12 protein-coding genes are annotated in these 21,340 nt (G+C 41.4%); 9 read left to right on the plus strand and 3 right to left on the minus strand.

Going from position 1 to position 21,340, the window contains the following annotated elements:
* The first annotated feature begins 161 nt into the window (after nucleotides 1-161).
* The 7 genes from CBM24_RS08915 (at nucleotide 162) to CBM24_RS08945 (ending at nucleotide 10,479) form a co-directional block, all read left to right on the plus strand.
* Nucleotides 162-1,061 carry a dihydrodipicolinate synthase family protein gene (locus tag CBM24_RS08915; protein ID WP_075991855.1) on the plus strand — a complete coding sequence of 300 codons (900 nt, stop codon included), beginning with the start codon at nucleotides 162-164 and terminating at the stop codon, nucleotides 1,059-1,061.
* Between the two features lie 170 nt (nucleotides 1,062-1,231).
* Nucleotides 1,232-2,689, plus strand: a complete 1,458-nt coding sequence (locus CBM24_RS08920; RefSeq protein ID WP_088160934.1) for an aldehyde dehydrogenase (NADP(+)) — start codon at nucleotides 1,232-1,234, stop codon at nucleotides 2,687-2,689.
* 35 nt (nucleotides 2,690-2,724) lie between these two features.
* On the plus strand, nucleotides 2,725-3,723 hold the full coding sequence (locus CBM24_RS08925; RefSeq protein WP_088160935.1) for a 4-hydroxyproline epimerase: 999 nt from the start codon (nucleotides 2,725-2,727) through the stop codon (nucleotides 3,721-3,723).
* A 40-nt stretch (nucleotides 3,724-3,763) separates the two neighbouring features.
* Nucleotides 3,764-5,026, plus strand: a complete 1,263-nt coding sequence (locus CBM24_RS08930; RefSeq protein ID WP_088160936.1) for an NAD(P)/FAD-dependent oxidoreductase — start codon at nucleotides 3,764-3,766, stop codon at nucleotides 5,024-5,026.
* A 31-nt stretch (nucleotides 5,027-5,057) separates the two neighbouring features.
* Nucleotides 5,058-6,830: a DUF885 family protein gene (locus CBM24_RS08935; protein WP_198386069.1), complete on the plus strand. Its 1,773-nt coding sequence runs from the start codon at nucleotides 5,058-5,060 to the stop codon at nucleotides 6,828-6,830.
* A gap of 6 nt (nucleotides 6,831-6,836) precedes the next feature.
* On the plus strand, nucleotides 6,837-8,261 hold the full coding sequence (locus tag CBM24_RS08940) for an APC family permease (protein WP_088163503.1): 1,425 nt from the start codon (nucleotides 6,837-6,839) through the stop codon (nucleotides 8,259-8,261).
* Complete coding sequence (locus CBM24_RS08945) at nucleotides 8,248-10,479, plus strand: S9 family peptidase (protein WP_088160937.1); 2,232 nt, start codon at nucleotides 8,248-8,250, stop codon at nucleotides 10,477-10,479. The genes CBM24_RS08940 and CBM24_RS08945 overlap by 14 nt, the downstream gene beginning before the upstream one ends.
* Before the next feature lie 251 nt (nucleotides 10,480-10,730).
* Here the strand turns inward: CBM24_RS08945 and CBM24_RS08950 are convergent, their stop codons facing one another.
* The 3 genes from CBM24_RS08950 to CBM24_RS08960 all read right to left on the minus strand — a co-directional run bounded on the left by CBM24_RS08950 (nucleotide 10,731) and on the right by CBM24_RS08960 (nucleotide 16,068).
* Nucleotides 10,731-12,404, minus strand: coding sequence for a M1 family metallopeptidase (locus CBM24_RS08950; RefSeq protein ID WP_088160938.1), 1,674 nt, complete (start codon nucleotides 12,402-12,404; stop codon nucleotides 10,731-10,733).
* A 22-nt stretch (nucleotides 12,405-12,426) separates the two neighbouring features.
* Complete coding sequence (locus CBM24_RS08955) at nucleotides 12,427-14,601, minus strand: S9 family peptidase (protein WP_088160939.1); 2,175 nt, start codon at nucleotides 14,599-14,601, stop codon at nucleotides 12,427-12,429.
* Nucleotides 14,602-14,679: 78 nt separating this feature from the next.
* Nucleotides 14,680-16,068, minus strand: coding sequence for an aminopeptidase P family protein (locus CBM24_RS08960; RefSeq protein WP_088160940.1), 1,389 nt, complete (start codon nucleotides 16,066-16,068; stop codon nucleotides 14,680-14,682).
* Nucleotides 16,069-16,574: 506 nt separating this feature from the next.
* Here CBM24_RS08960 and CBM24_RS08965 point away from each other — a divergent pair.
* Complete coding sequence (locus tag CBM24_RS08965; protein ID WP_088160941.1) at nucleotides 16,575-17,459, plus strand: AraC family transcriptional regulator; 885 nt, start codon at nucleotides 16,575-16,577, stop codon at nucleotides 17,457-17,459.
* 614 nt (nucleotides 17,460-18,073) lie between these two features.
* A complete protein-coding gene (locus CBM24_RS08970) occupies nucleotides 18,074-21,307 on the plus strand; it encodes a SusC/RagA family TonB-linked outer membrane protein (RefSeq protein ID WP_088160942.1) in 3,234 nt (1,077 codons plus the stop codon).
* Nucleotides 21,308-21,340 lie beyond the last annotated feature (33 nt).

Raw genomic sequence — 21,340 nt, forward strand, 5'->3', positions numbered from 1 at the left:
TATAAATCTGTATTTAAAATTAGAAAGCCATTCTTCCGCTTCTTCATGAGTTGTATTTACTAGAAAAGGTCAATATTAGGTCAGTGTTGATTAATTCATAAGAAGATTGACCTCGCTATTCCAAATAGATTTGTGATAAAGAAATATTAAAATAATACGCTATGGCACAATTTAAATGGGAAGGAATTTATCCTGCAATGTTATCACCATTTGATGAAAATGGAAATTTGGATTTTGATATGTTTGGTAAAAACATTGAAGCACAATTGGATGGAGGTGTTCACGGTTTGATTATCGCTGGATCATTGGGTGAAGCAAGTGTTTTGAGTACGGAAGAAAAGTATGATTTATTGACATATGCGTTGAAGGTTGTCGCTGGGCGTGTACCGGTGTTGTTGAATATTGCAGAAAATACAACTGCTGCAGCGATCAAAGTGGCTCAAACGAGTGAAGAATTGGGCGCAGACGGTTTGATGTTATTGCCACCGATGCGCTATAGAGCTGATGATAGAGAAGCAGTCGCTTATTTTCGTGCTGTTGCACAAAGTACCAAATTGCCAATTTTAATCTATAACAACCCTGTTGACTATAGTACTTATGTATCGCTGGACATGTTTGAGGAACTCTTATTGGAACCAAATATTCAGGCGGTGAAAGAGTCTACACGAGATTTAACAAATATCACGCGTTTGAAAAATCGTTTTGGTGATCGATTAAAGATTATGGCTGGTGTAGATACCTTAGGACTCGAGTCTTTGATGTTAGGGGCTGATGGTTTAGTTGCTGGACTGGTCGATGCATTTCCAAGAGAAACTGTGGCCATGTACGATCTTGTAAAGGCTGGCGAGTACAGCAAAGCTGTAGAAATATACCGTTGGTTTATGCCTTTATTGGAATTGGATATTCATCCTAAGTTGGTCCAATATATTAAATTGGCAGCGACAGCCGAAGGAATTTCAACACCTTATACACGCGCTCCCAGATTGCCATTGATCGGCGAGGAAGAACAACGCGTTAAAAAAATTATTGCAGATTCAATCGCAACCAGACCACAATTATAGGAATGCTTCTGAACTTTCTGGACGAAGGTTCAGAAAATTTCCTTTTTTAGGGCCGGATAAAAATAGGCGAAAAGGACCTTCTTATTATATTTAATGCCGCAAGGAATGAAGATATCGGGAAGGTTTTTATTGATTTTTGAAGATAGATACTTACAATAAAAACAAAAGGAATGGATAGAAACGAAAATGAGATTGATTACGTCGTAAAACAGGCGGAGGCTGGGTTTCAGTTTCTTCAAAAAACTGATGTCATTGAACGGGCGGAATTGATGTATGCCATTGCCGCAGAAATTGAGGCATTGGGAGACGTCCTGATTGAAACGGCCCATCTGGAAACGGCCCTTCCTTTGGGAAGACTGCAAGGTGAAAAAGCGAGAACGGTCAATCAGTGGCGTCGATATGCCGATGCTGTGCGAACTGGTTTATACAGTGAAGTACGCATTGATCGAGACCCAAATGGCCAATTTGATTTACGGAAGTATAATAAAGGGCTTGGTCCTGTTGTGGTTTTTGGCGCAAGTAATTTCCCTTTCGCTTTCTCAACAGCAGGTGGGGATACCGCCAGTGCCATTGGTGCGGGCTGTTCAGTTATCGTAAAAGCGCATCCCGCTCATCTTAAAACCTCGCAATTAATGGCTGACGCTATTGATCGGGCGATTTCAAAACAAGGAGCTCCAACTGGCGTTTTTAATCATGTGCTGTCGGATTCATTTGCTACTGGACAACAATTGGTCCGCCACAGATTCGTAAAAGCAGTCGCATTTACAGGTTCTTTCCGTGGCGGGAAAGCTTTATTTGATCTGGGCCAGTCAAGACCTGATCCTATTCCGGTATTTGCCGAAATGGGGAGCGTAAATCCGGTTTTTCTTTTACCGGACTACTTAGCTAGCAATCTGGAACCTTTTGCTAAGCAGTATATTGCCTCATTGCTTTTAGGTGTTGGTCAATTTTGTACCAATCCAGGTGTTCTGGTAAGTATTGGCGGCGAACAGCTAGATCTTCTTAAAGCGGCGTTGAAGAAAGAACTTCAAGCTGCCGCGACCGGCAAAATGCTGCACGCAGGAATATTGGATAGCTACAACCGTTTAAAAGGGGAAATGGTTCAATACGATGGTGTCAGTATATTGGAAGAAGGGCAGGATAATACAGGGCAAGATTTTGCGCAGGCCCTGCTTGCTGAGGCGGAAGCAAGCCAAGTTTTGGCTAATCCTAAGTTATTGGAAGAGGTTTTTGGACCTTTTGGGCTAATTATATCTTGTGCGGACCTCAATGAAATGAAAAATGTAATGGAGCAGCTCGAAGGACAGATTACCATCACTTTTGCGGCATCGGCGCAGGATATCCGCGAATGCCAGGCACTCTTTTCAATTGCACAGGACAAATGTGGAAGGCTTTTGTTTCAGGGGATGCCAACTGGGGTTGAAGTACAGTATGCTATGCATCATGGCGGACCTTATCCGGCAACCACAGATGCACGTTTCACTTCTGTCGGGCCCGATGCAGTAAAGCGCTTTATTCGTCCCATTAGTTTTCAAAATTGGCCAAATGAATTTTTGCCTAAAGAACTGCAGGACGGAAACCCATTACAAATTGACCGTTTGGTCAACCAGCAATGGACTAAAGCATAATAGAAACAAGTGACCATATAAACAAGTAACCAGAAATGAAGAAGACTTTTTTTTGTATTGATTCGCATACCTGTGGTTGTCCCGTGCGATTGGTGGCCGGTGGAACCCCATTGTTACAAGGAAACTCGATGATGGAGCGCAGGTTACATTTTATACGTGAATACGATTGGATCCGTATGGGATTGATGTTTGAACCAAGGGGCCATGACATGATGAGTGGCAGTATGCTTTATCCACCCTTTGATCCGCAAAATGATATTGGTGTCCTTTACATTGAGACCAGTGGTTGTCTACCGATATGTGGACATGGGACTATTGGTACAGTGACGATTGCTATAGAGGAGGGCCTAGTTCAACCTAAGGTTCCCGGAAAATTAAGGTTGGAAACTCCGGCTGGACTTGTACATATCGACTATGTCCAAGAGGGATCTAAGGTGAAAAGCGTAAAGCTTACCAACGTCAAATCCTTTTTATACGCTGAAGCCTTAACGGTCGATTGCCCGGATCTAGGCAACATCAGCGTTGACGTTGCCTACGGTGGAAACTTTTACGGCATTATTGACCCACAGACTAATTTTCAAGATATCAGTTCTTATTCAGCAAGCCAGCTCATTCATTATGGAAAAATAATCCGGCAGCTGCTGAATGAAAAATATTCTTTTGTTCATCCCGAAGATGCTAATATACATGGATTGACTCACATCCAATGGACGGGAAATCCTAAGCTTCCTAACTCATCAGGGCGTAATGCTGTATTGGTTGGCGATAATGCATTAGACCGTTCTCCATGCGGTACAGGTACATCAGCCCGTATGGCGCAATGGTATGCTAGAGGGAAACTCAAGAAAGGGATGGAGTTTATACATGAAAGTTATATCGGGTCACAATTTACCGGTAAAATTGAAGCTGAAACAACCGTCGATGGCAGACCGGCCATTGTCCCATCCATAGAAGGCTGGGCACGGATAACAGGCTATAATACCATTTTCTTGGATGATGAGGATCCTTATTTTGGCGGTTTTCAAGTGATTTAATAGTTCAGGTGATTTAAAAAAATAATAAGACAAGAGCAACGTGAAAGAAAATAATAGAGGTACGGTTGTCGTCGTTGGTGCAGGAATTGCAGGACTTGCTTCCGCCTATTACCTTGTAAGAGACGGATGGAATGTGAAAATCCTCGAAAAAAATACCTTGGACAATAACTGTTCTTATGGCAATGCCGGCATGATTGTCCCCAGTCATTTTACGCCCTTGGCTGCCCCTGGTATTGTAGCGCAGGGGATAAAGTGGATGTTCAATAGTAAAAGCCCTTTTTATGTACGGCCTTCGCTAAATCCACGAATGATCAATTGGGGATTGAAGTTTTTAAAACATGCTAATCGCTCACATGTAGAACAGCATGCGACTGCAATACGTGATTTGAATCTCTACAGCAGCAGATTATATGATGAATTGGCGCAGGAGGAAGGGTTTGATTTTGAACTGAAGCAGAACGGGATCCTGATGATGTATAAATCTAAGGAAATGAAGCATGAAGAAATTGAATTGGCTCATCGTGCTCAGGATCTTGGACTTGATGTCGATATTCTAGAGGGAAATGCCGTTCAAGAACTGGAGCCTAATCTGAAGCTGGATGTTTTAGGTGCTATACTTTATCGCTGTGATGGAAAATTATACCCACCAAAGTTAATGCGGCAATTGATTCAATATTTGAAAGCCGCAGGGGTCGCTTTTTTCGAAGAAACAGAGGTCAGTAAATTTATAACAGCCGGAAATAAGGTGAAAGAGGCGATCAGCAACAAAGGAAGTTTTCAGGCGGATGCTTTTGTCTTGACTGGTGGCGCTTATTTACCGCAGCTGACATCAAAGTTGCACGTAAATACACCGCTTATGCCAGGAAAAGGGTATTCTTTTATGTATCAGCCCGAGAAAGAGAATACATTGAATCATGCGGCATTATTACTGGAGGCTCGTGTTGCTGTAACCCCCATGAATGGCCAGATCCGATTCAGCGGTACGATGGAATTGGGACCAGCAAATGACAAAATTTATGAAAACCGTGTCCGCGGAATTGTAGAATCCATTCCTAAATATTATCCGGAATTGAAGGTCGATTACCCAAGCGAAAAAATATGGTATGGTTACAGACCCTGCTCGCCTGACGGATTGCCCTATCTGGGAAGATTGAAAAAATTTGATAATGTCCTAGTTGCCGGTGGGGGTGGTATGATGGGCTTGAGCTTGGGCCCTGCCTATGGGAAAGTTGTTGCAGATTTATTGGCAGGACAGAAAATAGAGTCTGAAATCACTGGTTTTAGACCTGATCGTTTCGACTGATAAAATTATGATATAAACCAACACCCGAATTATGAATCGTTCTTTTTCTTTTATAGCCCCCAAAACATTGTTTTATGGACTGCTCTTTCTATTCCCGGTCCCCATGCATGCACAAAAGATGAAATTATACGACCATACAACTCCTATAGAGCCTTATATTGTACAATATGGGCATGATGTTGAGGCGATCAACTATTTTTATGGCCCTATGCCCAAAGGCTGGGGCAATCAGCGGGCTGCCGCTTCGCCCGAACAGTTAGCACGTCTTCAACGTTTGGATAACGAATATTTGAACAAGCTGGACAAGTTCCCCTATGAAGAACTCGAAACATCGGGGCAGGTAGATTTTATCTTACTGAAGCGCAAACTAAAAAGTGATCTCCTTTCATTGAAAGAAGATGAGTCGAATTACAACCGGTTATCTGTGTATTTACCTTTCGCACAGCGAATTTTTGCACTTGAAAAGGAACGCCGTAGGGGGAAGCGTCTGGCAGGAGAAGATGTCGCGAAAGAGCTGACGCTGGTTGCTGGTGAAATCGATCGGTCAATAGCTGCTCTACAGGAAAAGACCAATATTCCTTATTCAGATGTCAACTTTCTGGTTACCTTATTAAATTCACTGGACTTAAGGATCACCAGCACCTTCGATTTTTATAATGGATACGACCCTGAATTTAGCTGGTGGGTACCGGCTATATTTCAGCAGGTGAAAGGCAAGCTCTCGGATTATAAGGAGAAATTGGCTGCAAAAAGTGATTGGAAAGTGTTTGATGACGGTAGTCAGATTGCTGGTTGGCCTATTGGGGAAAAAGAGATAAACAGAAGACTCAAAGCAGAAATGATCAGTTATACCGCTGCCGATCTTTTAAAATTGGCCGATCAGGAGTTTAAATGGTGTGAGGCCGAGTTATTGAAAGCGAGCCGTGAAATGGGGTTCGGCGATGATTGGCGGGCTGCACAGGAAAAGGTTAAAAACTCCTACGTACCCATTGGACAACAGCCGGAGCTCATCTTGAGATTGTATAACGATGCGCAGCAATTTATTGAACAAAATAAACTCATGAATATTCCTGAGCTGGCAGACGAGACTTGGGGTATGATCATGATGACACCTGAACGGCAGCGGGTCAATCCCTTTTTTACAGGCGGACGGGAAATTAGCATATCCTATCCGACAAACACGATGGATCAGCAGGCGAAATTGATGAGTATGCGTGGCAATAATCCTTATTTCTCCCGAGGCACAGTCCAGCATGAATTGATTCCCGGTCATCATCTGCAATATTTTATGAATAGGCGTTACAAGCCTTACCGCGAAGAGGCATTTAACACGCCATTTTGGACGGAAGGATGGACACTGTACTGGGAACTGCTGCTGTATAGCAAGGGATTTGCAAAAACTCCAGAGGAGCGAATCGGGATGTTATTTTGGCGCATGCACCGCTGTGCAAGAATAACCTTTAGTATCAAATTTCATTTAGGTGAGTGGACGCCGCAGCAATGCATCGATTATCTGGTAAACCGCGTGGGATTTGAGTCGGCTAATGCGCATGGTGAAGTAAAGAGATCGTTTGAAGGTTCCTATGATCCTTTATATCAGTTGGCCTATCTCGTAGGCGGCTTGCAATTGATGCGTATCAAAGAGGAGGTCGTAGATCAAGGGAAAATGTCATTTGTGGAATTCCATGACCGTGTGATCAAAGAAAATTATCTACCGATGGAAATGTTGAGAGCGATTATCAAGGGCGAGAAGTTAAAGCCCGATTACGAGACAAACTGGAAGTTTTATCATTTTAATAACTAAATGTTTATGAGTGAGTCGAAACAAACTTTTCAAAAGTCCCTCGGGTTGCTGGATGCTACTATGCTGGTGGTTGGAAGTATGATCGGCTCTGGGATTTTTATTGTATCTGCGGATATCGCTCGTAACACGGGGTCTGCGGGCTGGATGATGGTGGTATGGCTGATATGTGGTTTTATGACATTGACTGCAGCGTTGAGCTATGGTGAATTGAGTGCGATGTTTCCAAAGGCAGGAGGGCAATACATCTACCTTCGGGAGGCTTATGGGCCGGTATTGAGTTTTGTATTTGGCTGGACATTTTTTGCCGTTATACAAACTGCGACAATAGCTGCTGTGGGGGTAGCTTTTGCGAAATTTACAGCCTATCTCTTCCCCTTTATGGATGAAGATGTTTACCTGCTAGAATGGTCAGATTATCGGGTATCGGCAGCGCAGCTGCTGGCAATTACCGTCATTATTGTATTAACCTATATTAATTCAAGAGGCGTAAATAGCGGAAAGCGCGTACAGACATCCATCACATTGATCAAGATCGGGAGCCTGTTGCTCTTGTTGCTCTTTGGCTTCCTGGCTTTGAAACATGAAGTTTGGGCTTGGAACTGGGACAATATATCACTTTGGTCAATGCGCCGTTTAAATACGGATGGAACGTACGCATCTTATGATGGATTTTCAGCAATGGGCGCTTTTTCTGCGGCTATGGTCGGTGCGCTCTTCAGCAGCGATTCCTGGCACTCATCTTCCGCAGTAGCCGGCGAAATTAAAAATCCACAACGTAATATCGGCTTGAGTCTTGCATTAGGGACTTTACTGGTTACCGTAATCTATCTTCTGACTAATTTGATGTACACCGGCATATTGCCTTTGGAAGCTATGGTCAATGCACCAAAAGATCGTGTAGCCATGAGTGTCGCTCAAGAAGTTTTTGGCCCATTTGGGATAACTATTATAGCGATTATGATCATGATCAGCACTTTTGGCTGTAATAATGGGATTATCCTGGCAGGAGCGAGGGTGTATTATTCTATGGCCAAAGATGGTTTGTTTTTTAAAAGGGCAGGTAAGCTCAATGCGCATGCGGTACCTGCCTGGGCACTCTGGATACAATGTGTCGCTGCGTCAATATGGTGTTTAAGCGGAAAATATGGTGATTTATTGGACATGATTACCTGTGTGGTCGTTATATTTTATGTACTCGCGATTGCGGGTATTATTCGTCTCCGTATCACACGTCCAGATTTGAACAGACCCTATAAAGCATTTGGCTATCCTTTTCTTCCCATTCTTTATATTCTGATGGGACTTGCCTTTATTGGGTTGATGGTCATTTTCAAACCCAATTATACCTGGCCGGGCATTATCATTGCACTATTGGGAATCCCGATCTATTATTTAATCAATCCTAAGCGAAGAAAGTATGAAGTTTCTTAGTACAGCGGTTTTGTTGTTGTCTGCACAGTTTCTGTTTGGTCAAGGAACTGTGGCAGATTATACGCGTGCACAAAACTTAAAAAAACAATTGACCAACAAAATTGAAAATCTGCCCGGCCAGTTTTATTGGAATGATAAGGGGGATCTCTTTTGGTATGATCGAAATACGTTGCAGGGAAAAGAGTATATTTTGGTCAATCCCCAGGCAAAAACAAAAGAACAGCTGTTTGATCTGACGAACGTATTTTCGTTAGTGGATGAAAAGCTGGGGCGGAAAATCGAAAATCGTGTTATTTCCAATGATCAGATAAAATTGCTGGATGAGGATCAAGTATCGCTCGATATCGCGGGCTACCTGTGGATCTGGAACCGTCGTTCCTCGCAATTGAGCCAGGGCGCTGCAAGTGGAAATAAAGAACGAAATATGCGATATTGGGGGCAGCGTGAGCAGGGAAATGCCTATAGGGAAGTCGAATCTCCAGATAAAAAATATGTGGCATTTATCCGCAATAATAATGTATTCCTGGCAAAAAAGGGAAATACAAACGAGGCCCGACAAATTACCTTTGATGGCAACACGGCAAATTATTATAGCAATGATATTCAATGGGCACCAGATAGTCGTAAGCTGGCTACAGTAAAAACTCAAAAAATAGAGATCAGGCAACTGACGCTTATTGAATCTTCTCCTAAAGATCAGCTGCAGCCTAAAATTCAGACACGCGATTACGTGAAGCCCGGAGATGAGCTTGCGCAAAAACTACCCATTTTATATGATCTTGAAAAAGACCGACTATCGGTGTTTGATGCTACACTCATACCAAATCAATTTTACCTTTCGGATCTTTCCTGGCGCGATGACAGCAGAGCATTTACCTTCGAGTATAACAAACGGGGGCATCAAGTCTATGGCGTCATGCAGATGGATGCAAATAGCGGTACCTCGAGTTTTCTGATTCAAGAGCAGAATAAGACCTTTATTGATTATAGCGGCAAGAAATACCGTGAGGATCTGGCCGATGGAAAGGAGATTGTATGGGCCTCTGAGCGTGATGGATGGAACCACCTGTATCTCTATGATGGAATTACTGGTAAAGTAAAGAACCAGATAACGAAAGGAAACTGGGTTGTTCGGAAAATTGTGCATGTTGATGCTGAAAAACGAACGGTTATTTTCGAAGGCAGCGGAGTGAATGCTGCAGAAGATCCCTATTTGGTCCACTATTACGCTATCGGTTTAGACGGAAAGGGCTTAAAACTGCTGACCGAAGAAAATGCAAATCATCAAGCTTTTTTCAATAAAGACTATTCGCAGTTTGTGGATACGTATTCCCGGGTCGATCAGCCGCCAATTTCAGTATTGCGCGACAAAAATGGCCGTCTTATCATGGAGCTGGAGAAAACAAACAGTAGTCTGCTCGAAGCTGCAGGGTGGCGTGCACCGGAGGTTTTTAAAGCTAAGGGACGTGATGGCGCAACGGATATCTGGGGGATTATTATTCGGCCGACGAATTTTGATCCTGCTAAAAGCTATCCTGTCATCGAATACATTTATGCGGGACCGCATAGTTCTTTCGTACCAAAATCATTTTACAGCAACCCGAGCGGGATGTACGAACTCGCTGAATTGGGCTTTATTGTGGTGCAGATCGACGGGATGGGGACCTCAAATCGTTCGAAGGCTTTCCATGATGTCTGTTGGAAAAACCTGAAAGATGCGGGCTTTCCGGATCGAATTGCCTGGATGCAGGCCGCGTCAAAACAATATAAATACATGGATATCGGCAGGGTAGGGATCTATGGCACATCTGCCGGGGGGCAAAGTTCAACCGGAGCGCTGTTATTCCATCCCGAGTTTTACAAAGTTGGCGTTTCCTCCTGTGGTTGTCACGATAACCGAATGGATAAAATATGGTGGAACGAGCAATGGATGGGCTGGCCTGTAGGTCCTGAATATGCGGCTAGCTCTAATATTGAAAATGCCGCTAAGCTGGAAGGAAATCTTTTGCTGATTGTTGGAGAACTTGATGATAATGTGGATCCTTCATCCACTTTCCAATTGGTTGATGCTTTGATTAAAGCGCGTAAGAATCATGATTTTATCATGGTTCCTGGAATGGGGCATTCTTCCGGGGGAGATTATGGTGAACGAAAAAGAAGGGACTATTTTGTAAAACATCTTCTTGGCGTAGATCCGCCTGCCTGGAATCAGTATTGATCTTTCATTAGAACAATAATCCGCTAATGCAGGCCTATTTCCTGCTTTTTTTGACGAGTCTGATCTTATTGGCCAGAAAGGACCTTCGGTATGCTTTTATTGCTGTTGGTGTCTGCGAAGTCATGAAGGTTTTATTTCAATTGGGAATAGGTATGAAGCGATAAGAGTGGTTCAAAAACACAGCGCCCCGGAAAGTAGCTAACTTTCTGGGGCGCTGTGTTTATTTCATGTTGGTAACGTTGAAGCTGTTTTTATTCGAACAATACGCCGACATAATAGTTAAACGTATCAATATCGATATTCTCTTTCGTTAAACCGGCTACTTTAATCGGTCTGAAATGTTGGTCCAACTGGATAAGTTCTCTTTTTTGACCTTTTACGCCAATATGTATGGGCATATGGAAGCCTTTGACTTCGCTGATCCAGCGGCCCAATATTCTGCCTGAAGGATCTTGTTTGATTTCCAGTGTAGGAATGGCAGTATGCTTTACATACTGTTCAAACACTTTCAGCAGGTCTAGGCCGGACTGCTGGCTTACGTAGTTGACAACATCAGTATAATCGACTTGTTGGTGATAAAACTTGCTGTTTAATCCCCGCAGAATATTCCGCCACTTTTCATCATTGTCGATCATCGTACGGATCATGTTAAGCATAACACCGCCTTTGGGATACATATCCCCAGATCCCTCTTTATTTACATGGTAAGGGCCCTGGATGGGGCTATCATTTTGGATCCCGCTCCGGATACCATGGGCGTAAGCCTGGCTGGCTTCCTTACCATAGAAATAGTCGATAAATAAGCCTTCGGAATAATTAGTGAAGCTTTCGTGAATCCACATATCGGCCAGATCAGCTGAAGTAATATTGTTGCCAAACCATTCGTGACCAGATTCGTGGACCACAATAAAATCCCATTTATGTCCCCAGCCGGTTCCCGACGCATCCCCGCCGCGATAGCCATTCTGGTAATGGTTACCATAGGCAATGGCACTCTGGTGTTCCATGCCGGTATGGTAGGTTTCAACAAGTTTATAGCCATCTTCATAGAATGGGTATGGACCAAACCAATGTTCAAAGGCTTCTAAGGTCTGGTTGGCGTTTTTCTGAAGATGGGCTTTTTTTTCTGCCGTATCGTTTTCGCGCAAAATATAGTAGTCTATATCCAATGGCCCTTTTTCACCTTTGTATTTTTCCTTAAAATGAACGTAGTCGCCGATGTTGATGGCGACATTATAGTTGTTGATCGGATTGGCAACTTTCCAGTGGTATTTGGTGTAACCATCCTTCATCTTTTCTACCTTGACCAAACGTCCATTGGAAACATTCATCACCTCTTTCGGGACAGCGATGGAAATCAGCATACTATCCACTTCATCGGATTGATGGTCTTTGTTTGGCCACCAGACACTCGCACCCATACCCTGGCAGGCCGTGGCCACCCATGGCTTTCCATTGCTATCTTTTTTCCAGTCAAAGCCGCCGTCCCAGGGAGCTTTGACCGCTTCTGTAGGATGGCCTTCGTAATATACCGTAAACTCTTCCTGTATTCCTTTCTTGATAGTCGCAGGAAATTCGACAAAGACAGCATTGTGTTCTCTGGTAAAGGAAAGTTCTTTCCCCTTATATACGACTTTGTCTACGTTGAGATTTGCAAAAAGATCAAATTGCAGGCGATTAAAATCAGTTGTGGCCTTGAAACGGAAAAGGTTTGAACCCGAAATAAACTTATTGTCTATATCTACCTTAACATCCAAATGGTAGTATTGGATATCGTAGCAGGTTCGCAGCGGTGACAGGTATCCGCGCAGTGAATCCGCTCTTGTGAATTCATTTTTTTCTTTCATCAGCTGGGCCGCTGATTGCTGTATGCCTGCGGTCAGTAGACCGCAGGTTCCCAATGCATATAATAGTATTCTTTTCATCTGTAAATGATAACTATTCGGTCTATCTTCCACCCGGAGGGCAATGTAATTTTAGATAGTTTGTAAATAATGTTTTTAAATGTTCATGTGTACCTTGTCCCTCGCTGATCGAATGGCTGCGGTTGGGGTAAGACATCAACTGGAACTGCACGTTATTTTTGATCAGTTCATTGATCAGGACTTCTGCATTTTGATAATGCACATTGTCGTCTCCGGTTCCATGGATATAGAGTAAATTACCTTTGATGTTTTTTGCATATTTCAGCGGAGAGCCGTTTTCAAAGTCTGCAAGATTTTCTTGGGGGAGGCCCATGTAGCGTTCTTGATATACGTTGTCGTAAAGGAGCTGATTTGCTACAGCTGCAATGGCGATACCCGTTTTATAGATTTGAGGATATTGTCCCAGTAGGTTCAGCGTGCTTGATCCGCCACCGCTCCAGCCCCAGACGGCCACACGTGAATTGTCGACAAAAGGCCATTTCAGGATTTCTTGTGTTGCCAAAGCCTGGTCGCGAATATTGAGCTGCCCGATATTGCGGTAGATGCTTTTTCGCCACAAACTGCCTTTAGGAGCAGGAGTTCCGCGATTATCCAAAGAAATATAAATGTAGCCATCCTGCGCCATATTTCCTTTATATAAACTGTTATAGCCTGCACCGAAATTGTCTAATACAGTTTGTGATGCTGGTTCGCCGTAGACCATAAAGACGACAGGATACCTTTTATTGGGATCGAAATCAAGTGGTTTTACCATCCAGCCGTCTAACTCAATACCGTCCGTTGTTTTAACTTTAAAAAACTCGGCAATACCATCGCTGACTTTTTTTTCACGTTTAAAATCAAAGTCTACGAGTATTTTGTGTGTCGGTAACTCAATAACGGCATTGTGTTTTAATGTTGCCCGGTTGCTAAAGCTGAAGATGGCAATTTTACCGTCTTTTGAAATATCATAATCGCAGGTGCCTTCGTATGAGGCCGGGGTCAGTCTTTTTGGAACTCCGCCTTTCGTCGATACACTATACAGATACTTCTGCGTTGCATTGCTTGGAGAGGCGGTAAAATAAATCGTTTCATTTTTCGGATCGAAAAAGTCAAGATTGATCATATCATAGTCCGCTTTCATAACCAGCTTCTCGTTGCCCGATAAATCAATCTGATAGATTTTGCGCCAGCCGTCCTTTTCCGAGACCCAGATAAAGGCCTTGCCACCTTGAACCCAGTCCCATCCCGAAGGATCGTTGTTGTTCCATCGTGCTTTGATATCAATCCACGAGTCGCTTTGCTCCTGATGTATGTTTTGCGCTTTATTATCGGAGAGAGCTACGGTATAGATTTTGCTCTCATTTTGTTTTCTGTTGAGCTGCTCTAGGATAACCTGCTTGCTATCAAGACACCATTCCATGCGGGGAATATAGTGCTGGTTGGGATCTCCCGGGATATTCAGCATGGTATTTTTTCCAGTGGCGATTTCATAGGTCCATATCGAACAGGCACTCGGCGATTGTCCAACTTTAGGATACTCCACGGGAATGGTATAGGAGTAGAGGCTATCCGTATTGTTGATCATCAGAAAATTACGGATGTTGCGGGCATCAAGCTTCCAATAAGCAATGGAAGCACCGTCGGGCGACCAGCGGAAACCATCTTTACATCCAAATTCTTCCTCGTAAACCCAATCGAAAGTACCATTGATTAAACGGTCTGTTCCATCTTTGGTAACGGAAACGATGCTGCCACTGGCGAGATCTTCCACGTAAACATTATGGTCGGCTTTATTGACGTAGGCGACCTTATCTGCTTGCGGGTTAAACTTCGCAAACATCAGTTGTGAGGCCGGGAATTTTTGGCCTAGTTGCTGCAGCTGATTGGTCTTTTTGTTGTAAACCCAATAATCGCCTCTTGTATTCTCGCGCCATACTCTTTTGCTATTGGTATAGATCAAAATAAGCTCCTTGTTTTTGGAAATGGAAAAATTTTCGACTTTCAAGGCTGCTGTTGCTCCTTTCGGAATAAGCGATTGCTGTGAAAGGAAGATGGAGCGCACCCCATTTTTGGGGTTGACCATTTCTATTCCCTTGTCGGAAAATTCATAATATTGATCACCATGATCTGTCCAGAGTCGCTGCGCAAAAAGGGAAGCTGGAACCTGAAAAATCAGTATTAGAATAATAAAGATCGACTGTTTAATGCTGTTCATTTGTTTATCTGTTTGAGTTGACCCCAAAAGAATTTAAGTTTACTTTTTGGGTTTATCATTATGTGAGTTGTTCGTTAATTAATCAATTGGATTGTCTTTGAGTTGATAGATCTCCTGAATCTCGCGTTCAAGGTATTTTCCTAAACGACGGTATCCATCTGTTTCAATAAGATAATTATCTTCAATACGAATCCCGCCGAAATCGAGATGTTTTTTTAAGAAATCATAATTGATAAAGTCCCTGTGTAAATTTTGCTGTTCCCAAAGCTGCGTTAATTCAGGAATAATATAGATGCCGGGTTCAACGGTTAGCACGTTGCCAGCCTCCAATTTCTTACCTAGCCGCAGCGATTTGATTCCAAAAGTCTTGGTATCTTTTGGCTCAGCTTCAGTATAGCCAACATATTGTTCACCAAGATCCTCCATATCATGCACATCAAGACCGAGCATATGGCCTAGTCCGCATTGAAAGAAAAGCGCATGCGCGTGATTCATGACCGCATCTTGTGCGTTGCCTTTCATGAATCCGGTTTGTATAAGTCCGTCTACAAGCGCTTCACAGGCTTTTAAATGTATTTCTTTAAAACGTATTCCGAATGTCAGCAGCTGCTCTGCAGATTTAAACGCATGTAAGACAATCTGGTAAATTTCCTCTTGTAAAGCCGTAAAACGTTTTCCTACGGGAAAGGTTCTGGTCAGGTCCGAAGCATAGCCCATGGCCGTTTCTACGCCCGAATCATTGAGCAGGAGATCACCTTCATAAAGCTGGTGAAATTGCATATGATTGTGCAGAATTTCACCCCGTTTTGTGACTATCGGAGGATAGGAGAAGGACGTTCCCTGATCTTGCGCAAAATGTTGCATGGCATTGCTGATCTGATATTCGTAACGATCAGGTTTTGTCATTCGCATAGCAATGCGGTGCATATCAACAGCAATATCTACGGCTTTCTCTAATTCGATAATTTCTTCTGCCGTTTTGATACTTCTCTGGGCAACGACAGCTTTAATCAAAGCCACAGAGGGCTGGAGCTGATTTGCGGAACGGCCGGTTAGCTGCTCAAGTAATAACTTATTATGCGACTGATAAGGAGGAAGGTAGTGAACATCTTCCTGTTTTCCTTTGTTAAGATAGTCAAAGAGTTGATTGAAAGGCAGGATTTTGCTGATACCGGAAAGGTCAGCCTTTTCAGCTAAAGTCTGCTGTTGGCCCATCCACACAATATCGTCAATGGTCATTTCATCACCAAATAGTATGGTCTCGTTTTTTTCAGTGTCCAATACAGCCGCCAAACGTGGGCTTTTGATACCGATATAATATAAAAAGCTACTGTCTTGACGGAAGGGATAGGTATTGTGCTCAAAATTGATCGGATTTTCAATGCTGCCTAGCAAAAGAATTTTGCCAGTCGTGATCTTTGATAATAGATTATTTCGGCGATTAAGATATATTTCTTTTTTGAACATAAGTTTTGGGAATTAAAGGAGGTACTGTGTCTGTTGTGCTAAAATCATGAATTGTTTGTAATCTGCTTCGGCTTGAAGTAGAATTGTCTACCTAGCGGTTTATTGTCCAATACGAATATCGTAAAATTTATGCATGTCAAAATCATTTATTTAAAGGTCTATCTTTGATAGTGCGGTGTTTGCTGTTGTTACAAATGAATATGCTCGCCATTTTGTCTCTAAAAAGGTCAAACAACGAAATTAAATAAAGTTCAGCCTTTCTGTTGAATAATAATTTGCACAATTTATCAAAGTCTAATTGTATTTTAACCCATTTTTTTTATGCTGATGAATTTTTGGTGTAAATTATCTGTTTTGGTTTGCGTATTTCTTAGGGATTATTAAATATTGTCGGATTCTAAACATATTTTGGTATAGTATTTTTATGTTTTGTTTGCAAGAAGTAATCTTCCATTGTAGTTGTTATATTTATATTACTAAACAGTAAACATAAAACTAAATAAACTATGAAAACGCTTCAATTTAACGTGCCGACAACCCGAGGGCAAAGTTTAACTGTGCAAGAAGATGTTTTGGAAGCTTTCTATCCCTATTTTCATCGTCATCAGGAGGCTCAGTTAATGTGGATAAAAAAGGGTAGTGGAATTTTGATTGTTGAAGATACGCTCCATCCCTTTAAGGAAAATGATATATTCTTTTTAGGTGCGAATCAACCACATGTTTTTAAGTCTGCGTCCCAAGATGGTCTTTCCAATGAATCACGTTCTGTTTCTATCTTTTTTGATCCCAATGGTAAACTGAAATCACTATTTTCTTTGGATGAATTTGAATCGCTGAATCAATTTATCTATAATAACTCTAGAGGATTTAAGGTGCCGGAAACGTATTTTGAGCAGATATCGGAACGGGTTTGTCAATTGAAGTCAGCTGATCAGATGGATAAGTTAATGCACTTTTTCTATTTATTACGAGCATTGGCAAATATTTCACGGGAGGCGGAAGCACTTTGTAACGAACGGGTAGAAGTTGCCTTTGATACGATGCACGGATCAAATCGCATTAATTTCATCTGCAATTATATTAAGGAGCACTTTAAAGACGAAATTACGCTGGAAGATGTTGCTGACCATGCAAATCTTACTCCGCAGGCATTTTGTCGATATTTTAAAAAGCATTGTGGTGTTACTTTTGTGACCTATCTTAACCGGATAAGAGTCAAAGAAGTTTGTAATCAACTAAACGAAGAACACCTAGACAGTGTTTCGTTTATTGCATACAACAGCGGCTTTAATAGTATTACTAATTTTAACCGAGTTTTTAAGCAAATTGTGGGCTGCAATCCAAAGGAATATGTGCAGCAATATAAACAAACACTCTATTCTGTTATTTAGTTCAAGAAATTCCAATGGAGAATTAGATTGTACCGGAATAAGGAATACGAGTAAATAAGTCTAGATTTCTTAATTAATCTCGCTAGCGGCTCGGTTGGCTAGACTTTTAAACTATATGAATTCGGAAGTAAAATTCTGCTAAGAATGGAACGCATATGGCTATTCTTGGCAGAATTTTATTCTTTTTTATTTAGATGTCTTTTTTCTTTCCTATGTGCCTAAACTTTTTTAAAAGCTATTTATCTTAAGTTTTTTTTGAAATATCTTGTGAAAAATGTAGGTAATTCTCTTTTTTTTGGTTTTTATTTTGGTTTTTTAAAGCTTTTTCCAATAAAATTACCAAAAAATGTAGTAAAATAAATTAGATTAATATGTTTCTGTGGTTTTACTTGTAAATCGGTGTGTGGGGAGTGGATAGGTAGGCTATTGTTGTGAAGATGTACTCGTGTAAGAGTTTTTTATGTTGTGATTGGTTGGGTTAAATTTAGCTATTTAACACTTTGGGTTAATAACTGGGCAATACTTGTTAAAATTTAGTTATCAATGCCAATCAAGTACTTATAACTTAGTTATTACAAAAAGCACTATAAACTAATACATCTGAAACTAAACTTATGAACAGAAAAAGTATCGCTATGCTAGCTGCTACCTTCTTGGTAAGCTCGGCAGTATACGCACAGACAGTTTTGAAGGGGAAGGTGATCGACCAAGACGGGAAACCTATCCCTGGAGTTACAATCACGCTAAGAGATGGAACAGCAACCCAAAGTGGACAAAATGGTGAATTTACGATTAACTATAAGCAGGCGGGGACATTAAGTGTGTCAGCAGTGGGTTATGACCGTAAAGTAGTAAATTTGACCAATCAGACTTCACTTCAGGTCACATTAACGACTGATGAGCGCAATTTGGACGAAGTTGTGGTAACTGCGATGGGAATTACTAGAGATAAGAAATCTTTAGGTTATGCCACGCAGGAAATTAAGGCGAGTGAATTGACAGATGCTGGGCAACATAGCTTAACGGGCGCATTGGCTGGTAAAGCTGCTGGAGTTCAAGTTAATCAATTTGGGGGTGCAATAGGTTCTTCAGCTCGTATTTCCATCCGAGGTAATTCTTCGTTACAGAAAGATCAACAACCCTTGATTGTCGTAGATGGTATTCCCATTACAAATGAAGCACAACGTTCGGGAGATAATACTTATTCAGGGGTTGACTATGGGTCGGGCTTGAATGACATTAATCCAGATGATATTGAAAGCTTAAATATCTTGAAAGGTGGAGCAGCCGCACTTTACGGTATGCGAGCAGGCGCTGGTGTTATTATGATTACTACCAAATCAGGCAAACGCGCTGCCAATGGCGTACAAATTTCGTACGATGGTAATTTTTCTATTGATAGAGTAGTCAATTTACCAAAGTATCAAAATTTATATGGTCAAGGGTCAAGAGGAGATGAATATAGTTACAATACTTTAGGAGGAGGAGAATCTTATCAGGATTATGTAGTTAAGAATTCTTTTAGTTATGTAGATGGTACAGGAGAATTTGGTGTCAACGATAATATTGATGAATCTTGGGGGCCTAGAATGGATATTGGGTTAATGATTCCACAATTTAATAGCCCTGAAGTTAACGGTGTACGCCAAGCAACTCCATGGAATTCCCATAAAAATAATGTCAAGCAATTTTTTCAAACAGGCTTTTCTCAAAATCATAATATTTCTTTACTTTCTAAAACAGATAAGTCTTCTACCCGGGCGTCCATTTCCTTTAGAGATCAGCGCGGGACGGTACCCAATACAGATCAAAAGAAATATACAGCCCAGTTAAATAATGAATATAAGTTAAGCGATAAATTTTCTTATGACATTATGAGTAATTTCACACGTACTGAAAGTAATAATCTCGTAATGCAAGGTTACGATAGTGCTAATCCGATGAATGGGTTGATCTGGTTCGGCCGTCAGGTAGATATGCAAGATCTGAAAAATAATTGGGATCAGCGTGATGAGGCCGGAAATTATACGTACTACAACTGGAATTCCGCCTATCATATGAATCCATTTTATACCATGCATGAGTCTCAAAATGCTCTCAAAATGAATCGTATTTTTGGGAAAACTTCATTGTATTATCAACCTTTTGATTTTTTGAGATTTGAAGGTCGGGTGGGATTGGATTATTATAATACGCATACTTTTGAGACAACCTATTTTAATTTCGACAACAGGAATGGAAAATTCGATGAAATGAAGAATAGTAATTCCGAATTCAATGCAGATTTTATTGCAAACTTCAATAAACAATTTGGAGAACTGAGCTTGACAGGGATTTTGGGTGCAAATTATCGGGATTATCAGTTTGAAACAAACACGTTAGGAGCCAGAGGGTTGAATGTACTAGGGGTCTATACGATCAGTAATAAAATTGGAGATGCCTATACTTTAATGGATCATTCTAAAGGTCGATCAAACTCTGTCTATGCACAAGCCAATTTAGGTTGGCGAGACGAGTTATATTTAGATTTAACCGCGCGGAATGATTGGTCTTCAACGCTGAAAAAATCATTTTTTTATCCTTCAGCAAGTTTAAGTTGGTTGCCTACGGCTAGTTTTGAAGGATTAAAAAGTGATTATTTAAATTTTTGGAAATTGAGGTTCAACATTGTTAAGGTAGGTAATGCAACTCGTCCGTATCAAAACGGAAATTACTACTATGCACAGACAGATTCCTATAATAATTTAGCTCAGATGTATAAGAGTATGACGTATGCAATTGAGGGCTTAGAACCCGAAGCAATTACCTCATACGAAATCGGAACTGAGTTAGGTTTATTCAAAGATCGCCTACATGTGGATTTTACCTACTATAATAAAACCAACAAAAAACAATTGCTTCAGGTGGCAACATCGAATGTGGTTGGTTTTAGTTCTATATTCCTAAATGCTGGTGAAATTAAAAGCAAAGGTGTTGAATTGCAATTAAGAGGCGACATTCTAAAAAGAGGAGATGGGCTAAATTGGACAACGACCATTAACTTCTCAAGAGATAAGAATAAGGTCGTTGAACTTTATCCGCAATTGGGCTTAGAAGATTACAGACTTGGCTGGACTTGGGGTATTTCCAATATGGCATCCGTTGGTAAGCCTTGGGGAACTTTAGTTGGCTCTGGTTTTGATCGTGTAGAAGATGGTCCAATGAAGGGAGCAATAAAAGTCGGTAATAATGGTTTGGTTTCTACACCATTGGATGGTCAGGATATTGGTCAAGCTGTACCCGATTTCTTAGCCTCTATGCGCAACGATTTTACTATCAAGGATTTCAGGTTTGGATTTATGCTCGACTTTAGAAAAGGTGGTGATGTGTGGTCGCAAACTATGGCCCATGGTTATACGACAGGTATTGCAGAAATTACAGCAGCGAATGGCATTCGCGAACGTGCAATTGTAGCTGGTAAGGATGTAATGACAAATGAAAGATTCGCAATGTCGGACGGAAAAGATGGCTGGGTTGAAAATACGATTGAAACTAGTGCACAAGACTGGTACGAAAACGGCGGTATTTCTGAAATGTATGTTTTCGACGGTTCTTTCTTGAAATTGAGAGAAGCTTATGTTTCGTATAACTTGCCTAAACACTTGTATAGTAAGATAAAAGGAATAAAACGTGCCAATATTTCTATTACGGGAACTAATTTAGCTTTGTTATGGGTTCATAAATCTAATACTATGCGTTTGGATCCAGAAGCAGGTGGTGTTTCGAGTGATTCAAGAGGAGTAGGATTTGAACAAGCGACTGTTCCTAATTCAAGAAGTATAGGTCTTAAACTTGGTTTTACATTTTAATTTCTTTATTAGGTTTAAAACGTAATAAAAATA

The sequence above is a fragment of the Sphingobacterium sp. G1-14 genome, assembly GCF_002196555.1.
In the GTDB taxonomy this organism is placed as follows: domain Bacteria; phylum Bacteroidota; class Bacteroidia; order Sphingobacteriales; family Sphingobacteriaceae; genus Sphingobacterium; species Sphingobacterium siyangense.